We start from the raw sequence: 16350 nt of genomic DNA, 5'->3' as shown, positions 1-16350 counted from the left end.
TCAGTCCGGAACGCCTGCCTGCTCTTCTTTCTCTGGAACAGCAGGCCAGGCATTGATCACCGATTGCAGGAACTGCCCGGACAACTCCGGGTTGTCCAACGCCCTGGCAATCAACATCGCCCCGGCTATCGATGACAGGATGCGCAGCGATTCCTGGTATTTCTCCTCGTGATTTTCCCCCTCGACCAGCGCCATCAACGTTTCGATCAAGCGCTCGACGCCTTTGGTGAAGGAGTTGCTGACGGTCCCGCCGGCGCGGGCAACGTCAGCGCCCAGTGCCGGGATGGGGCAGCCCTCGGTCCAGTTATCCAGGTGCCCTTGCGTCAGGTAACCCTTGATGAGCTCGGGAATGGATTTGGCGTCCCGCCAGTCCTGGATATTGGACTCGAACGTGCGGGTGACGGCTTCTGAAGCCAACTGCTCCTTGCCGCCCGGAAACTGTCCGTAAAAGCCGCCATGGGTCAGGCCCACGGAACGGGACAGTTCACCAATGCCGATGCCGTCGATTCCCTTTTCCCGATACAGCCGGGACGCGGCCGTGAGGATCGCCTCTTTGTTCGCGGCGGCCTGGTCTTTCGTGACTTTCATGAGACTGCTCCTGTCGCCAGGTCGGCATCGCTTGGGAAAAGCTGTGCTGAGAGGCTGGTATTGATGATGCGCGTCATATAAAGTCGCTGCAATGGCTTTTCCGGTATCGACTCAAGTCTGGCGGATTCCCCGCCTGTGGCTCAAGTCAAAAATCTCTACGTGGACCTGCCCCATGAATCGTAATGATCTGCACAGTATCGATCTGAATCTGCTGGTGGTATTCGACACGCTGATTCAGGAGGGAAACCTCACCCGCACCGCTGAGAAACTGTCGCTGGGCCAGCCCGCCATCAGCGCGGCGCTGGTGCGTTTGCGCAAGTTGTTCAACGACCCTTTGTTCGAGCGCATCGGTCGCCGGATGGTGCCCACTCCACGGGCATTGAGTGCGGCGCAGACGCTGGGGCCGGCGCTGGATTGCGTGTGTTCGGCAATCGCTCACACGAGGGGTTAACCGGGTCGTCCCCTTTTTTTGCCCTTAAACATGACGGCTATCATTAATGATGATAGCCAACTTCACTCCGTTCGATTCGTCGTGACCTCGCGCGAGGCCGAGAATCCGCAAAATCCCAAACCGTCTGGCGGACACAACCCATGGAACAGTCACTCAAACCTTTGCGTTATCCCCTGGCTGCGTTGGCGCTGCTGATGCTTGCCGCGTGTGAACGTACACCCAGCGCCGCACAGGCTCCGGGGGCGCCGCACGTCACCGTCGCCAAAGTGCTCGAGCAGCCTATTACTGAGTGGGATGAAGTCACCGCTCGCCTGGAAGCACCGGAAACCGTAGAGGTTCGTCCACGGGTGTCGGGCCAGATCGAACGCGTGGCCTTTACCGATGGTGCGCTGGTGAAGAAGGGCGACTTGCTGTTCCAGATTGATCCACGGCCGTTCGAACATGAGGTGCATCGCATCGAGGCGCAGCTGCAACAGGCACGCGCCACCCTGGTCCGCACCGGCAACGAAGCGCAGCGCGGCCAGCGACTGTTGAGCAGCAACGCGATCTCCGCCGAGCTCGCCGACACCCGCACGACCACGGCGCAAGAGGCCAGGGCCGGTGTCGATGCCATTCAGGCGCAGCTGGATCTGGCGCGTTTGAACCTCAGCTTCACCCGCGTTACCGCGCCGATCACCGGCCGCGTCAGCCGTGCGGAAATCACCGCCGGCAACATCGTGACCGCCGACACAACAGCGCTGACCAGCGTGGTCTCCACGGACAAGGTCTACGCCTACTTCGATGCGGACGAGCGCATGTTCCTCAAGTACAGCCTGCTTTCCCGCCAGGGCCAGCGCGGTCAAGCCACGCCGGTGTACATGGGCCTGTCGAACGAGGAGGGCAACAGCCACCTCGGGCAGATGAACTTCGTCGACAACCAGGTCAATCCGAAAACCGGCACCATCCGTGGTCGCGCGGTGTTCGACAACGCAGACGGCCAGTACACCCCCGGCCTGTACGCCCGGTTGAAACTGGTGGGCAGCGCCGCCTATCCCGGTCTGTTGATCAAGGACGAAGCGGTGGGCACCGACCTCGGCAAAAAATTCGTGCTGGTGGTCGATCAGGACAACAAAGCCGTGTATCGCAGCGTCGATCTGGGGCCGAAGCTTGAAGGCTTGCGCATCGTGCGCAGCGGCTTGCAGAAGGACGATCGCATCGTCATCAACGGCTTGCAGCGCGTGCGGCCCGGTGCAGTGATCGACCCGCAGGATGCGCCGATGGCCAGCCCGGAAACCGTCGCCACACTGGCTCGCCAACGTCAGGCCATCGAAGCCTCCAATCAGCCGGCTGCCGCTAAATCACCTGCCCTGGTGAAAGCGGATTCTGCCGCTGCACCTCGCGGATAAGGAGCACCGACATGAAGTTCTCCCAGTTCTTTATCACGCGGCCGATCTTCGCGGCGGTGCTGTCGCTGCTGATCCTGATCGCTGGCGCGATCTCGCTGTTCCAGTTGCCGATCAGTGAATATCCGGAAGTGGTTCCACCGACCGTTGTCGTTCACGCCAACTACCCGGGCGCCAACCCGAAAGTCATCGGCGAAACCGTGGCAGCCCCTTTGGAGCAAGCCATTACCGGCGTCGAGAACATGCTGTACATGTCCTCGCAATCCACGGCTGACGGCCGGCTCACCCTGACCGTGACTTTCGCGTTGGGCACCGATCTGGACAACGCCCAGGTCCAGGTCCAGAACCGCGTGACCCGTACCGAGCCCAAGCTGCCCGAGGAAGTGACGCGTATCGGTATCACCGTCGACAAGGCGTCTCCCGAGCTGACGTTGCTGGTGCATTTGATCTCTCCGGACAAACGCTACGACATGCTCTACCTGTCCAACTACGCGATCCTCAACGTCAAGGACGAGCTGTCGCGCCTGGAAGGGATCGGCGATGTGAAGATGTTCGGCATCGGCGATTACTCGCTGCGTATCTGGCTCGATCCGGACAAAACCGCCTCGCGCAATCTGACTGCCACTGATGTGGTCACTGCGGTGCGCGAACAAAACCGTCAAGTCGCCGCCGGGCAACTGGGTTCGCCGCCTGCGCCGAATGCCACCAGCTTCCAGATGTCGATCAACTCCCAGGGACGGTTGGTCAGCGAAGAAGAGTTTGAAAACGTGATCGTGCGCAGTGGTCCGAACGGCGAAATCACGCGCCTGAAGGACATTGCCCGGATCGAACTGGGTTCCAACCAGTACGCCTTGCGCGCCTTGCTCAACAACCAGGAAGCGGTGGCGATGCCGATCTTCCAGCGGCCGGGTTCCAACGCCATCGACGTCTCCGACCAGGTGCGGGCGAAGATGGCCGAGCTGAAGAAAAACTTCCCGGAAGGCATGGATTACGAGATCGTCTACGACCCGACGATTTTCGTCCGCAGCTCGATTGAAGCGGTGGTGCACACGCTGTTCGAAGCGCTGATTCTCGTGGTGCTGGTCGTCATCCTGTTCCTGCAAACCTGGCGCGCGTCGATCATTCCTTTGGTGGCCGTGCCCGTGTCGCTGATCGGTACGTTTGCCGTGATGCATCTGCTCGGTTTTTCGCTCAACGCGCTGTCGCTGTTCGGTCTGGTCCTCGCCATCGGGATCGTGGTCGACGATGCCATTGTTGTGGTGGAGAACGTCGAACGAAACATTGAATCCGGACTGGAGCCGGTCGAAGCGACCAAGAAAGCCATGGGCGAAGTGACCGGGCCGATTATCGCCACGGCGCTGGTGCTGTGCGCGGTGTTCGTGCCTGCGGCTTTCATCTCGGGTCTAACGGGACAGTTCTACAAACAATTCGCGTTGACCATCGCGATCTCCACAGTGATCTCGGCGTTCAACTCCCTGACTCTGTCACCGGCGTTGGCAGCGGTGTTGCTCAAGGCCCATGGCGCACCGAAAGACCGGTTCTCCAGAGTGCTGGATCGTTTGCTCGGTGGCTGGCTGTTCAAACCGTTCAACCGTTTCTTCGAAAAGGCCAGTCACGGCTACATGGTTGCCGTGGCCAAAGTCATTCGTGGCAGCAGCGTGGCGTTGTTGGTGTACGCCGGTCTGATCGCCATGACCTGGATGGGTTTCAGCACCACGCCGACCGGCTTCGTGCCGACCCAGGACAAAAAGTACCTGGTGACCTTCGCGCAACTGCCGGATGCCGCGAGTCTCGACCGCACCGAATCGGTGATCCGTCGCATGAGCACCATCGCCATGAACGAGCCGGGTTTCGACAGTGCCGTGGCATTCCCGGGCCTTTCAATCAACGGCTTCACCAACAGCCCGAACGCCGGTATTGCGTTCATCGGCTTGAGTTCGTTCGAAGAGCGTAAAGACCCGAGCCTGTCTGCCAAGGCGATTTCCGCCTCGCTCAACGGCAAGTTCGGCGGCATTCAGGACGCCTACATCGCCGTGTTCCCGCCACCTCCGGTACAAGGCCTGGGCACCATCGGTGGCTTCCGTCTGCAGATCGAAGACCGTGGCAACCTGGGCTACGACGAGCTGTACAAAGAGACGATGAACATTATCGCCAAGAGCCGTAGCACGCCGGAGCTGGCCAACCTGTTCACCAGCTACACCGTCAACGTGCCGCAGGTCGAAGCCGCCATTGACCGGGAAAAAGCCAAGACTCACGGGGTGAAGATCAACGATATTTTCGACACCTTGCAGGTCTACCTGGGCTCGCTGTACGCCAACGATTTCAACCGTTTTGGCCGGACCTATCAGGTCAACGTGCAGGCTGAGCAACAGTTCCGCCAGGAGCCTGAACAGATCGGTCAGTTGAAGGTGCGCAATGATCGCGGCGAGATGATTCCGCTGGCCACGTTCGTCAAGGTCAGCCCGACGTCAGGCCCTGACCGGGTCTCGCACTACAACGGTTTCCTCACCGCCGAAATCAACGGCAGTGCAGCCCCCGGCTACAGCTCCGGACAGGCACAAGCCGCGATTGAAAAGTTGCTCAAGGAAGAATTGCCCAACGGCATGACGTACGAGTGGACCGACCTGACCTACCAGCAAATCCTGTCGGGCAACACGGCTTTGCTGGTGTTCCCGCTCTGCGTGCTGTTGGCGTTCCTGGTGCTGGCGGCGCTGTATGAAAGCTGGAGCCTGCCATTGGCGGTGATTCTGATTGTGCCGATGACCCTGCTGTCGGCGATTGCCGGGGTGATCATTTCCAAGGGCGACAACAACATCTTCACCCAGATCGGCCTGATCGTACTGGTTGGCCTGGCCTGCAAAAACGCGATCCTTATCGTCGAGTTCGCCAAGGATAAACAGGACCAGGGCATGTCGCCGCTGGATGCAGTGCTGGACGCTTGCCGCATGCGTCTGCGGCCGATTCTGATGACGTCCTTCGCGTTCATCATGGGGGTGATTCCGCTGGTGACGTCCACGGGTGCCGGCTCGGAAATGCGCCGTGCGATGGGCGTCGCGGTGTTCTCCGGAATGCTCGGAGTGACCTTCTTCGGGTTGCTGCTGACGCCGGTGTTCTTCGTGCTGATTCGTCGCTACATCGAGCGCAAAAACGCGCGCAAGGTCACCAAGGCTCATCAGGTAAACGCGCTCAATCAGGAGGCACATTCATGAACACCTTGAAGCTTTTTTTACCCAGCCTCCTGGTCGTCGCGCTCGGCGCCTGCACGGTAGGCCCCGACTACAAAACGCCGGACACCGCGCCTGCCAACGTCGTGTCTGCCCAAGGCAGTGCCTACGATCAATCGCGTTTTGAAACGGTGTGGTGGCAACAGTTTGATGACCCCACGCTCAATCAGTTGGTGAGCAAATCCCTGGAGGGCAACCGCGACTTGCGCGTCGCGTTTGCCCGCTGGAAAGCGGCCCGGGCGATTCGTGATGACGTCAGCAATGACAATTTGCCGGTCGTCACCAGCCGCGTCAGCAGCCAGCAGGGCAAGTCGCAAGTGCCTGGCCTGACCGAAAGCCGCGTCAATATCGAACGCTACGACCTGGGCCTCGACATGGCTTGGGAAGTCGATCTGTTCGGCCGGATCCAGCGTCAACTGGAATCCAGCAGCGCCCAGGAAGACGCTGCCGCCGCAGACTTGTATCAGCTTCGCGTGACAATGATCGCCGAGCTGGTGGATGCCTACGGCCAATTACGCGGCGCGCAGTTGCGGGAAAAAATTGCCCTGGCCAACCTGAAGAATCAGCAGGATTCGCGCAGCGTGACGGTCAGCCTGCGCGATGCCGGCGTGGGCAATGAGCTCGACGTGGTGCGTGCCGACGCACGTTTGGCGGCTGTCGAGGCGACGGTTCCGCAACTGCAAGCGGAACAGGTGCGGCAGAAAAACCGCATCGCCACGCTGTTGGGTGAACGCCCGGATACGTTGAGCGTGTCGTTGAGCCCTGCGCAGTTGCCCGCCATCGCCAAAGCGTTGCCGATCGGTGATCCCGCCGAGCTGCTGCGCCGGCGTCCCGATGTGCTCGCCGCCGAGCGCAGGCTGGCGTCCTCCACGGCGGAAATCGGCGTGGCCACCGCCGACCTGTTCCCTCGAGTGAGTTTGAGCGGCTTCCTCGGTTTCACCGCTGGCCGTGGATCGCAGATTGGTTCCAGTGCCGCCAGAGCCTGGGGATTGGGACCGAGCATTACCTGGGCAGCTTTTGACCTGGGCAGTGTGCGAGCGCGCATCCGGGGTGCCGATGCGAATGCCGAAGGCGCCTTGGCCACCTACGAACAGCAAGTGCTGCTGGCGCTGGAAGAGTCGGAAAACGCCTTCAGCGACTACGGCAAACGCCAGCAGCGGCTGCTGTCGTTGATCAAGCAAAGTGAGTCGAGCCGAGCGGCTGCAGACCTTGCGGCGATTCAGTACAAGGAAGGCACGGTGGATTATCTGGTGTTGCTGGATGCGCAGCGTGAACGCCTGAACGCCGAGGATGCGCAGGCGCTGGGTGAGATTGATCAGTACCGGGGCATCGTCGCGATCTATAAGGCGTTGGGAGGAGGGTGGGACAGTGGCGACAAAAAAGTGGTAGCCACGAACTGATGCTGGTGTGAGATCTGTCGCCCTACGCTGACGGTGTGGGGCGGCGGGTTGGATATTTCGGATGCATCACCATCCTTTCACTCCGCTCATATCGGGCAACTTGTGCGCAATGCCCTTGTGGCAGTCGATGCAAGTGGCCTCGCCATTGGCCAATGCGGTGGAGTGCATGGCCGCAGCGCGTTTGCCCTGACGGGTAAAGTCCATGAACTCAAAGTTGTGGCAGTTGCGACATTCGCGCGAGTCGTTGGCCTTGAGCCTGGCCCATTCATGTTCCGCCAGTTCACGGCGCAAGGTGAGGAATTTGTCGCGGGTGTCGATGGTGCCAAACAGCTTGCCCCAGACTTCCTTCGATGCCTGCATCTTGCGCGCGATCTTGTGCGTCCACTCATGGGGAACGTGGCAGTCCGGGCAACTGGCGCGCACACCGGAACGGTTGGTGTAGTGAATGGTGTCCTGCAACTCGACATAGACGTTGTCGCGCATCTCGTGGCAGGAAATACAGAACTTCTCGGTGTTGGTCAGCTCCAGTGCCGTGTTGAAACCGCCCCAGAAAATGATCCCGGCGATAAAGCCGCCCAGTGTCAGAAACCCCAGGCTGAAGTAAACGCTGGGTCGACAGAGGATGCCCCAATAATCCTTAAGCAGGGCGAACAGTGCTTTCATGGCGCCTCCTCAAGGTTTTTGCGCAGCGTTGGCATCGTCTTGCAGGATTTTGTCGATGGTTTCAAAGGTGTTGCCCACCAGCGGCAGTACCTCTTTTTGCGTCACGTGGCACTGAGTACAGAAGTAGCGCCGGGGCGAGACCGCCGCCAGCGCCTGACCGTCGCGGTCCATATAGTGGGTGATGCTGATCATCGTCGCCTGGGTGCGCGCGCTATTGGCCCGGCTGTGGCACGTCAGGCATTTGTTGCCGTTCTTGTCGATCTGGTACCCGCGAATGCTGTGGGGAATGGTCGGCGGCTGGTCAGGATAGTTGCGCTCGCGCTTCAGGTCCTTGTTTTCATCGTTGGCAATCGGTGGCGCGGGCATGCTCCGGGTGAGGGTACCGCCGGGGCGGCGACCGTCGGGGCCGGGCGCATCCAGTGGGTAATCGACCTCGGCGGCGAGCACCAAGCCCATTGCGGCAAGCAGTACCAAGGGCCAGATTCGAAAAGTCATGACGGTTCTCCTCAAGCCGCGCTGATCAACTCGATGCGGATGGCGCATTTCTTGTAGTCGGTCTGCTTGGAGATCGGGTCGGTGGCGTCGAGCGTGACCTTGTTGATCAACTTATTGGCATCGAAAAACGGTACGAACACCAGGCCACGGGGTGGTTTGTTGCGCCCGCGGGTTTCGATGCGCGCGCGGATTTCACCGCGGCGGCTGATCAGCTTCACTTCGCTGCCACGCCGTGCCTTCAAGGCCTTGGCGTCCTCCGGATGCATGTACACCAGGGCGTCCGGCACCGCTCTGTACAACTCCTCGACTCGCTGGGTCATGCTGCCCGTATGCCAGTGTTCGAGGACCCGGCCGGTGCTTAGCCAGAACGGGTAGTCAGCATCCGGGATTTCGGCCGGTGGCTCGTAGGGCAGGGCGAAGATGATCGCCTTCTTGTCCGGGTAGCCATAGAACTGTACTTCGCTGCCGGCCTCCACGTAAGGATCGAGGCCCTCGCGATAACGCCAGCGGGTCTCCTTGCCGTCGACCACCGGCCAGCGCAGGCCACGTTCGCTGTGGTAAAGGTCGAAGGGTGCCAGGTCATGTCCATGGCCACGACCGAACCGGGCGTACTCTTCGAACAAGCCTTTTTGCGCATAGAAACCAAAGGCCTTGGCTTCGTCGTTCTTGTAGCCGGCCTCGATTTGCTCGACGGGAAACTGGTCGACCTGACCGTTCCTGAATAGAACCTCGAACAGGGTTTTGCCTTTGTATTGCGGCGATTTGGCCAGCAACTCGGCGGGCCAGGTTTCGTCGGTGGTGAAGCGTTTGGAAAACTCCATCAGCTGCCACAAGTCCGATTTGGCGTCTCCCGGTGCGCTGACCAATTGATGCCAGAACTGCGTGCGACGTTCGGCATTGCCAAAGGCGCCTTCCTTTTCCACCCACATGGCGCTGGGCAGGATCAGGTCGGCGGCCTGGGCGGAAACGGTGGGGTAAACGTCCGAGACGATGACGAAGTTTTCCGGGTTGCGCCAGCCAGGCAAGACTTCCTGCATGATGTTCGGCCCGGCGTGCATGTTGTTGCTGGCCTGGGTCCAATACACGTTGAGGACGCCGTCCTTGAGCATGCGGCTCTGTTGTACCGCGTGAAAACCGACTTTCTCCTGGATGGTTCCGGCCGGCAGTTTCCAGATCTGTTCTGCGGTGGCGCGGTGCTTGGGGTTGGTCACTACCATGTCGGCGGGCAAGCGGTGGGAGAAGGTGCCGACCTCCCGCGCAGTGCCACAGGCTGACGGCTGGCCGGTCAACGAGAATGGGCTGTTGCCCGGCTCGCTGATCTTGCCGGTGAGCAGGTGGATGTTATAGATCAGGTTGTTGGCCCACACCCCGCGTGTGTGTTGGTTGAAACCCATGGTCCAGAACGACACGACCTTGCGTTCGGGGTCCGCATAAAGTTCAGCCAGGGCCTTGAGGTGTTCCGGGGCAACACCGGACTCTTTCGCGGTACGTTCCAGGGTGTAGGGTTTGACGAACGCGGCGAACTGCTCGAAGGACATGTCGGTCCAGGTATTGGCTTTGTCGGCATTCTTCGCCTGTTTTTCCCGTGGGTCGTCAGGACGCAAGCCATAGCCGATGTCATCGGCGCCTTTGGCGAAGCGCGTGTGCTTGCTGATGAAATCCTTATCGACCTTACCGTTTTCAATGATGTGGTTGGCAATGTAATTGAGGATCAGCAGGTCGGATTGCGGCGTGAATACCATGGGAATATCGGCCAGTTCAAAGCTGCGATGCTCGAAGGTCGACAGCACCGCGACTTTCACATGCGGCTGGCTCAGGCGCCGGTCGGTGACCCGGCTCCATAGAATCGGGTGCATCTCCGCCATGTTCGAGCCCCACAGCACAAAGGCGTCGGTGGCTTCGATGTCGTCGTAGCAGCCCATCGGTTCATCCGCGCCAAAAGTGCGCATGAAACCCATCACCGCCGAGGCCATGCAATGGCGGGCGTTGGGGTCGATGTTGTTGCTGCGAAAACCGGCTTTCATCAATTTGTTGGCCGCGTAACCTTCCCAAACCGTCCATTGCCCGGAACCGAACATGCCGATCGATTCCGGGCCTTTGTTCTTCAGGGCTTGCTTGAACTTTTCTTCCATGATGTCGAAGGCCTGGTCCCAGCTGATCGGCTGGAATTCGCCCTGTTTGTCGAACTGGCCGTTGGTCATGCGCAGCAGAGGCTGGGTCAGGCGGTCCACGCCGTACATGATTTTGGAGAGAAAATAGCCCTTCACGCAGTTGAGTCCGCGATTGACCTCGGCCTTGACGTCGCCATGGGTGGCGACCACCCGGTTGTCGCGGGTCGCGACCATCACGCTGCACCCGGTGCCGCAGAAACGGCAGGGCGCCTTGTTCCAGTCCAGGGTGACCATGTCCGCCTCGGTAATCAGGTTGCTGGCGGACGTGGCAATCGGCAGGCCAGCGGCGGCGGCTGCGATGGCCGCGGCCTGGGCCTTGACGAACTCTCGGCGGGACATGCTCATTCGGTGTCTCCTGTGGGCTCTAGGAGTTCGTGATAGATCAACGCGGCGTTGAGCACACCCGGCAGATTGTTGATTTGCTCGATACGTTGCAGGATCTGATTTTCGTGGCTGGCCTCAAGCACGACCACCAGTTTTCCGGCGGCACTTTCGTGATGTAATTCCAGTCCGTCCAATAGACGCAAGTTGGCTTTGACGGCGTCGAATAGTTCAGGTCGGGCAAGTACCACCAGGCTGGCTATATGCAGAGTTTCGTCCATGCGCTGACTCCAACAGGCTCTGAAAGAGAACTATCAGTTAGGTGGTCCGGGCGGGCCGTAGAGCATTTGGAAAAACCAGATGAGGAAGCCATAGCCGCCCACTATCGCGACCGACAGCAGCGGAAAAAGGCAGACGACAAGAAAGACAAACAGCCGGGCTTCTTTGCGACGCTGCGGTTTTTGTTCTTCAGCCAACGACATGAGAATCTCCTGCCGAAACTTGCGTTGATACTAGATCAGTAGTTAAGGGGAGGACTTCTGCCCTGAGTTTTTCTCGACCAATGGTTAACCTCCCTACACCGGTGCAAGCCTCGCAAACGCTAGTACGAGCGGGACAGGTATGGAGATGGATGCGATCTCTTCCCTGTCGATGCATTCGGCTATCGGTTCAGCAGAGGTGCCAGCAGTGCACACATGCTGCGCCAGTGCGAACCCTCCCAGTAAACCCGTTGGCAGGCGTCGCAGCGCAGGAAGTGCGAATAGAGCGCGCCAACGCGTGGCGGCACCTGCGGCCGGGCCAGTTCCGGGCTGATCTCGTGCAGCGGCAGGTTGCAATGAAGGCACAGGCTGAATGGCCGCGCGCTACGCGCCAGGTCGAGGCGCTCGTACAATTCGCGCAGCTGCAGCGACGGTTTCAGGGCATGCACGTAACAGCCGTGGCTGATGATCCGCCGCTTGAGCAGTTCGCGGTCACGGGTGAGCACGATACGTCCTTGCTGCGCAGCGATCTCAGCGATCTCGCCATCCTCGAAGCCATTGTCGTAGAGGGTGTCGAAGCCGCTCATGCGCAGCAGGTTGGCCAGCCCGCCCAGGTGCGCATCCGCGACGAAGCGCAGCACCCGTAAAGGTTGAGCCCGAACCTTTAACAGCGGGCTGATGTCCAGCGTTTCGAACTTGGGATACACCGCCAACCGGTCATCATCGAAGATCACCCGCTCGAAACCCACCGACTCACCGTTGAGCAGCACCAGTTCGACCTCCGTGTGCGGTATCCCGAGCGCCTCGATCATGTGCTTGACCGTCGCCCCTCGCGCGCACTTGCAGGTGAATGACTGCCGCCGCCGTTCGGCCGGCAGGAAATCGTTGAGCTCCTCGTAGAAGCGGAAGGTTGCACTGGCCATGATGAACAGTATGGCAGGGCTGCAGGATGAGCGAGTCTGGCCCGGACATCTTCTGCGGCGGGGCCCCGACTACGATCGTGTTGGAATTGCTCAGGGATAGGTTTGATGCCGATTTGTTCAGGGCCTTCCAGGCGGCAAAGATAAAAAGCAGTGGGCCAAATGTATCGCTGTGTATCCAGACCCGCTGTAAAGATGCTGGCGTACAAATGCCCCTCGATCCGGATACATCCGGGATACACGGTTGCAGTCAAATAGCCTGGCCTTAGCGAGAAAGCAAACGCACCTCGCACCACGGCTTATCGCCCTGGTGGCATGACCCTGAGCGGCCTCACCGCACACAGTATCCGGAGAAATAACCATGTCCCGTCTTTCGAACAAATCCCGTATTGGCCTGATCGCTGTTTCACTGGTCGGCTGCATGAACCTCGCTTCGTCCGCCTTCGCCGCTGACGCACTGCCTCAAGGCTACCAACTCGCCGCGGCGGAAAAGACCAGTGAAGGCAAGTGTGGCGAAGGCAAGTGCGGCGCCAGCGAAACCGGCGCCAAAGTCACCAAGGCCGGTGAAGGCAAATGCGGTGAAGGCAAATGCGGCGACGCTTCCTTCGCCCGTACCGACACCGACCACGACGGCCGCGTTTCCCTGAAAGAATTGCTGACCGTGGCCCCAAAGGGTGCTGAAGAGTTCAAGGCGATGGACACCAACAACGACGGTTTTCTTTCCGAAGGCGAGGTCTACAAATTCCGCACCAACCAGTTCACCTCCAACGGCAAGAAAGTGCCAACCGAGCTGTTCACCAAAATGAGCAAAGCACAGGGTTGATAGTGGGGCTGCCGACTACGACAACACCGGTGTGGCGAGATAGGGTTTTCTCTATCTCGCCACATCGGTGTTTTATTCGTTGCGATCTATAAAGCGTTGGGGTGCTTCAAATCGACCGCTGATTCACCCGCCGGGTCAGTTCCTCCGCCGACTCCTTGCGTTCCGAGTAACGGTCAACCAGGTCCGGGCGCTCGCGCAGCAACAGGGTGAACTTCACCAGCTCCTCCATGACGTCCACCACCCGGTCATAAAGCGCGGACGGTTTCATGCGGTTGTCTTCGTCGAATTCCAGATAAGCCTTCGGCACGGAAGACTGGTTGGGGATGGTGAACATCCGCATCCAGCGCCCCAGCACGCGCAGTTGATTCACCACGTTAAACGACTGAGAACCACCACTGACTTGCATGACCGCGAGGGTTTTACCCTGGGTCGGGCGAATGGCGCCTAGCGCGAGCGGCACCCAGTCTATTTGCGCCTTGAACACGGCCGACATCGAGCCGTGACGTTCAGGCGAACACCAGACCTGTCCTTCCGACCATTGCATCAGTTCGAGCAGTTCCTGGACTTTCGGGTGATCGGTCGGTGCATCGTCCGGCAGAGGAAGGCCGGATGGATTGAAGATTCGCGTTTCTGCACCGAAATGTTCGAGCAATCGGGCGGCTTCCTCGATCAGCAGACGACTGAATGAGCGCGGTCGAGTCGACCCGTACAACAGCAGGATTCGCGGCTTGTGCGGGATGTCGTCACCGGCAATGGATTGAATCAGGGAGGCGTCTAGATTGGGCAGTTCGTGGGACATGAGGGCTCCGGTTACAGGGTGCTGATGCGATCGAGTTCGCGCTTCAACGCATCCCGGTCAAGTTCGCCGAAGGGCAGGGCGAGGAAGGCCCGGCAGCGTGTTTCGATGCGCGCCAGGGTTGAGTGGAAGGCTGCGGTCACGACCGCTTCGTCGCCCTTCACCTCGGACGGATCTTCCAATCCCCAATGGGCTTTCAGCGCCGGGCCGAAGTAAACCGGGCACGCCTCGCCGGCAGCCTTGTCACAGACGGTGATGACAATGTCCGGTGGGTTGGCTTCGAAGGCGTCGTTGCCTTTACTGCTCAACCCGTCAATCGCGATGCCGGCTTCTTGCAGCGTCACAAGACTGCGCGGCAGAACCTGGCCCTTGGGGAAGCTGCCGGCACTGACTGCCTGAAAACCTTGCGGCGCGAGATGATTGAACATCGCTTCGGAGAGGATGCTGCGGCAGCTATTGGCGGTGCACATGAACAGAACGCGCATGGTGACTTCTCTTGGTACATATGGTTAATCGAATATACGGTTTTCCATATGGGGTGGTCAAATGCTGTCTGACTGTCAATTCATTGCCTGGCATGGGGCGTTGCTGGAATGCGGTCTTTGAGAACGAGGCCGCTGCAGAGTCCGTAGGGCTGACTCATTCGCCCAAATCATTACTACCTTTGCAGGCGGATCGATCAGATCCATCAGTATTCCTTCCTCATTGCCATAACGTGCATTTGATTTAGCGCCCAAACCGACTAATATACGTTCCATATCCATTTCATATAGTGAAGCTGATGGGCATCGTAAAAATTTCTGAAGACATGCATGAGCATCTGCGCGTCGCGAGCGATGCGTTGAGTCGCTCGATCAACGCTCAGGCCGAGCACTGGATGCGTATCGGGATGCTTGCCGAATTACACCCCGACCTGGATCACAGCGACATTTGCCGCATGTTGATTCGTGCAGAACTGCAAGGTGGTCTTGATTTGAAGAAGCTCTGCGCCCTCGAAGAAAGTTCGCAAGGCCCACAGGTTCATGCAGCCATCGGTGCCAGAAAATGAGGGCGAACGTGCGCATTAATACCCGGGCAGACATCGCCAGCTCGCGTGCCGCTGCAACGCTGGCGGCCGAGGTGCTGGCCATGATTGGGCCTTATGTGAAAGCGGGTGTCACCACCGACGAGCTCGATCAGCGCTGTCACGATTACATCGTCAATGTGCAAAAGGCCATTGCGGGGAATATCGGGTATCTCGGCTACCCGAAAACCGTGCTGACGTCCGTCAATCAGGTGGTCTGCCATGGCCTGCCTTCGGCCACTGTCCTGAAGGATGGCGACATTGTGAATATCGACGTCGCTGTCAAAAAGGACGGTTGGTATGGCGACACCAGTCGAATGTATTACGTGGGTGAACCCAGTCCGCAGGCTCGGCATTTGGTCAAGACCACCTACGAAGCGCTGTGCGCCGGTATTCGAGTCGTTCGCCCCGGCGCCACGCTGGGCGATATCGGTTATGCCATTCAGTCGGTCGCCGAAAGGGATGGATTCAGTGTTGTGCGCGAATACTGCGGTCACGGTATTGGCAAGGTCTATCACGATGAGCCGCAGATCCTCCATTACGGCTACCCCGGCCAGGGATTGCAGTTGAAAACGGGCATGATTTTCACCATTGAGCCCATGCTGAATGCGGGTAAGCGTCACGTGAAAACCCTGGCGGACGGCTGGACCGTTGTCACCAAGGATCACTCCCTTTCAGCCCAGTGGGAGCACATGGTGGCGGTCACTGACGATGGCTTTGAGGTTCTATCTGCCTGGCCTGACAACGTCGAAGAGTTCCCGGCTATCCGATAACCCGGCCCTGGACGGGCCTTTGACAATTACGCAGTTGCGCCGGATTCACGCCATGGCCTCACGGGTTAAGTCAATCAGTCCCTGTTGGCCATTGCGATAGCTGGCGGAGCGGAAGAGGCCGTAATGTCCCAAGTCAGCAGTATCTGGGTGATGGCCGCATCAATTACCTCATGCGACGTGTTATCCCGAGCGAGGATGGAAATACCCTGCAGGAAACTGTCGAACACCGTAGCCATCGCGGGCGCGTGAACATTGCCCGGCAATTGACCTGTACTGATACCCCGCTCGACACACGCCAAAATCCCCGCACGAGTGCGGGTGCGTGAATGGGTCAATGCATCGACCACCCGCGCACTCTCCGGGCTGGGCGCGCTCATCACGCCGAGGGCCACCATGCAGCCTTTGGGATGACCTTCTTCGCATTGCATGCGCGCCGATTGGCGCAGCGCGGTTTCGATAGCCTGGCGTGGAGGCAGGCTCCCATCCCACAGGCATTCGGTGACTTGAGCGAAAGTCGCCAGATAACGCTGCACACACTCGTCAAACAACGCTTCCTTGGAGCCGAATGCCGCGTAAAAACTCGGTGCGGAAATTCCGCCGCCCAATCCGGCTTTCAACTGAGCGAGGGAGGTCGCGTCGTAGCCGTGTTGCCAAAACAGGTGCATGGCCTGTTCCACGGCTTGGTCGCGGTCAAAGGTTCGGGGGCGGCCCATTTGCGCCATTTCAAGGCTCCTGAGGATTACGAGATAAATACTAGTCGATACATAAGTCGTTGACAACGAGTGCTGGCAGCCTTCAACA

The 16350-nt window shown here is 59.4% G+C and carries 17 protein-coding genes; 7 read left to right on the top strand and 10 right to left on the bottom strand.

Annotated elements, in window-relative coordinates:
- The gene (locus IB245_RS18515) at positions 1 to 588 is read right to left on the bottom strand and encodes a TetR/AcrR family transcriptional regulator (protein WP_192228265.1); all 588 of its coding nucleotides are present in this window, start codon (positions 586 to 588) and stop codon (positions 1 to 3) included.
- Positions 589 to 760: 172 nt separating this feature from the next.
- Between IB245_RS18515 and IB245_RS18510 the strand changes: the two genes are divergently transcribed.
- The 4 genes from IB245_RS18510 (at position 761) to IB245_RS18495 (ending at position 7045) form a co-directional block, all read left to right on the top strand.
- On the top strand, positions 761 to 1039 hold the full coding sequence (locus tag IB245_RS18510; protein ID WP_192228264.1) for a LysR family transcriptional regulator: 279 nt from the start codon (positions 761 to 763) through the stop codon (positions 1037 to 1039).
- 140 nt (positions 1040 to 1179) lie between these two features.
- Positions 1180 to 2424: a multidrug efflux RND transporter periplasmic adaptor subunit MexE gene (mexE, locus tag IB245_RS18505; RefSeq protein WP_192228263.1), complete on the top strand. Its 1245-nt coding sequence runs from the start codon at positions 1180 to 1182 to the stop codon at positions 2422 to 2424.
- 11 nt (positions 2425 to 2435) lie between these two features.
- Complete coding sequence (locus tag IB245_RS18500) at positions 2436 to 5630, top strand: efflux RND transporter permease subunit (protein WP_192228262.1); 3195 nt, start codon at positions 2436 to 2438, stop codon at positions 5628 to 5630.
- Positions 5627 to 7045 (top strand): efflux transporter outer membrane subunit, encoded by a 1419-nt coding sequence (locus IB245_RS18495; protein WP_192228261.1) that lies wholly within the window; start codon positions 5627 to 5629, stop codon positions 7043 to 7045. Before IB245_RS18500 ends, IB245_RS18495 begins: the two co-directional genes overlap by 4 nt.
- Before the next feature lie 66 nt (positions 7046 to 7111).
- On the opposite strand, the gene IB245_RS18490 is transcribed toward IB245_RS18495, so the two are convergent.
- The 6 genes from IB245_RS18490 to IB245_RS18465 form a co-directional block, all read right to left on the bottom strand.
- Positions 7112 to 7708 carry a cytochrome c3 family protein gene (locus IB245_RS18490; protein ID WP_192228260.1) on the bottom strand — a complete coding sequence of 199 codons (597 nt, stop codon included), beginning with the start codon at positions 7706 to 7708 and terminating at the stop codon, positions 7112 to 7114.
- A 9-nt stretch (positions 7709 to 7717) separates the two neighbouring features.
- Positions 7718 to 8203 (bottom strand): nitrate reductase cytochrome c-type subunit, encoded by a 486-nt coding sequence (locus IB245_RS18485; protein ID WP_192228259.1) that lies wholly within the window; start codon positions 8201 to 8203, stop codon positions 7718 to 7720.
- An 11-nt stretch (positions 8204 to 8214) separates the two neighbouring features.
- Entirely contained in the window at positions 8215 to 10719 is a 2505-nt protein-coding gene (gene napA, locus IB245_RS18480; RefSeq protein ID WP_192228258.1) for a nitrate reductase catalytic subunit NapA, read from the bottom strand.
- Complete coding sequence (locus IB245_RS18475; protein WP_008038861.1) at positions 10716 to 10976, bottom strand: chaperone NapD; 261 nt, start codon at positions 10974 to 10976, stop codon at positions 10716 to 10718. The genes napA and IB245_RS18475 overlap by 4 nt, the downstream gene beginning before the upstream one ends.
- A gap of 33 nt (positions 10977 to 11009) precedes the next feature.
- Positions 11010 to 11177: a periplasmic nitrate reductase, NapE protein gene (napE, locus tag IB245_RS18470; protein ID WP_008038857.1), complete on the bottom strand. Its 168-nt coding sequence runs from the start codon at positions 11175 to 11177 to the stop codon at positions 11010 to 11012.
- Between the two features lie 179 nt (positions 11178 to 11356).
- A complete protein-coding gene (locus IB245_RS18465) occupies positions 11357 to 12097 on the bottom strand; it encodes a Mut7-C RNAse domain-containing protein (protein WP_192228257.1) in 741 nt (246 codons plus the stop codon).
- Between the two features lie 358 nt (positions 12098 to 12455).
- On the opposite strand from IB245_RS18465, the gene IB245_RS18460 reads away from it, so the two are divergent.
- On the top strand, positions 12456 to 12917 hold the full coding sequence (locus IB245_RS18460) for a hypothetical protein (RefSeq protein WP_192228256.1): 462 nt from the start codon (positions 12456 to 12458) through the stop codon (positions 12915 to 12917).
- 106 nt (positions 12918 to 13023) lie between these two features.
- Here IB245_RS18460 and arsH read toward each other — a convergent pair whose 3' ends face one another.
- On the bottom strand, positions 13024 to 13716 hold the full coding sequence (gene arsH / locus IB245_RS18455) for an arsenical resistance protein ArsH (RefSeq protein ID WP_008038847.1): 693 nt from the start codon (positions 13714 to 13716) through the stop codon (positions 13024 to 13026).
- Between the two features lie 11 nt (positions 13717 to 13727).
- Entirely contained in the window at positions 13728 to 14198 is a 471-nt protein-coding gene (locus tag IB245_RS18450; protein WP_008033448.1) for an arsenate reductase ArsC, read from the bottom strand.
- A gap of 296 nt (positions 14199 to 14494) precedes the next feature.
- Here IB245_RS18450 and IB245_RS18445 point away from each other — a divergent pair, with 296 nt between their 5' ends.
- A complete protein-coding gene (locus tag IB245_RS18445; RefSeq protein WP_008038842.1) occupies positions 14495 to 14761 on the top strand; it encodes a ParD-like family protein in 267 nt (88 codons plus the stop codon).
- The gene (map, locus tag IB245_RS18440; RefSeq protein WP_192228255.1) at positions 14758 to 15549 is read left to right on the top strand and encodes a type I methionyl aminopeptidase; all 792 of its coding nucleotides are present in this window, start codon (positions 14758 to 14760) and stop codon (positions 15547 to 15549) included. Before IB245_RS18445 ends, map begins: the two co-directional genes overlap by 4 nt.
- 74 nt (positions 15550 to 15623) lie before the next feature.
- Here the strand turns inward: map and IB245_RS18435 are convergent, their stop codons facing one another.
- Positions 15624 to 16271, bottom strand: coding sequence for a TetR/AcrR family transcriptional regulator (locus IB245_RS18435; RefSeq protein WP_008038840.1), 648 nt, complete (start codon positions 16269 to 16271; stop codon positions 15624 to 15626).
- Positions 16272 to 16350: the final 79 nt, after the last annotated feature.

The sequence above is a fragment of the Pseudomonas sp. PDM02 genome (genome assembly GCF_014852285.1).
Taxonomy (GTDB): domain Bacteria; phylum Pseudomonadota; class Gammaproteobacteria; order Pseudomonadales; family Pseudomonadaceae; genus Aquipseudomonas; species Aquipseudomonas migulae.
This window is presented reverse-complemented; position numbering and strand designations above follow the sequence as displayed.

Bases quoted from the DNA above. Each gene is read 5' to 3' on its own strand.
- IB245_RS18515 (WP_192228265.1), bottom strand. From the start codon at position 588: ATGAAAGTCACGAAAGACCAGGCCGCCGCGAACAAAGAGGCGATCCTC.
- IB245_RS18510 (WP_192228264.1), top strand. From the start codon at position 761: ATGAATCGTAATGATCTGCACAGTATCGATCTGAATCTGCTGGTGGTA.
- mexE (WP_192228263.1), top strand. From the start codon at position 1,180: ATGGAACAGTCACTCAAACCTTTGCGTTATCCCCTGGCTGCGTTGGCG.
- IB245_RS18500 (WP_192228262.1), top strand. From the start codon at position 2,436: ATGAAGTTCTCCCAGTTCTTTATCACGCGGCCGATCTTCGCGGCGGTG.
- IB245_RS18495 (WP_192228261.1), top strand. From the start codon at position 5,627: ATGAACACCTTGAAGCTTTTTTTACCCAGCCTCCTGGTCGTCGCGCTC.
- IB245_RS18490 (WP_192228260.1), bottom strand. From the start codon at position 7,708: ATGAAAGCACTGTTCGCCCTGCTTAAGGATTATTGGGGCATCCTCTGT.
- IB245_RS18485 (WP_192228259.1), bottom strand. From the start codon at position 8,203: ATGACTTTTCGAATCTGGCCCTTGGTACTGCTTGCCGCAATGGGCTTG.
- napA (WP_192228258.1), bottom strand. From the start codon at position 10,719: ATGAGCATGTCCCGCCGAGAGTTCGTCAAGGCCCAGGCCGCGGCCATC.
- IB245_RS18475 (WP_008038861.1), bottom strand. From the start codon at position 10,976: ATGGACGAAACTCTGCATATAGCCAGCCTGGTGGTACTTGCCCGACCT.
- napE (WP_008038857.1), bottom strand. From the start codon at position 11,177: ATGTCGTTGGCTGAAGAACAAAAACCGCAGCGTCGCAAAGAAGCCCGG.
- IB245_RS18465 (WP_192228257.1), bottom strand. From the start codon at position 12,097: ATGGCCAGTGCAACCTTCCGCTTCTACGAGGAGCTCAACGATTTCCTG.
- IB245_RS18460 (WP_192228256.1), top strand. From the start codon at position 12,456: ATGTCCCGTCTTTCGAACAAATCCCGTATTGGCCTGATCGCTGTTTCA.
- arsH (WP_008038847.1), bottom strand. From the start codon at position 13,716: ATGTCCCACGAACTGCCCAATCTAGACGCCTCCCTGATTCAATCCATT.
- IB245_RS18450 (WP_008033448.1), bottom strand. From the start codon at position 14,198: ATGCGCGTTCTGTTCATGTGCACCGCCAATAGCTGCCGCAGCATCCTC.
- IB245_RS18445 (WP_008038842.1), top strand. From the start codon at position 14,495: ATGGGCATCGTAAAAATTTCTGAAGACATGCATGAGCATCTGCGCGTC.
- map (WP_192228255.1), top strand. From the start codon at position 14,758: ATGAGGGCGAACGTGCGCATTAATACCCGGGCAGACATCGCCAGCTCG.
- IB245_RS18435 (WP_008038840.1), bottom strand. From the start codon at position 16,271: ATGGCGCAAATGGGCCGCCCCCGAACCTTTGACCGCGACCAAGCCGTG.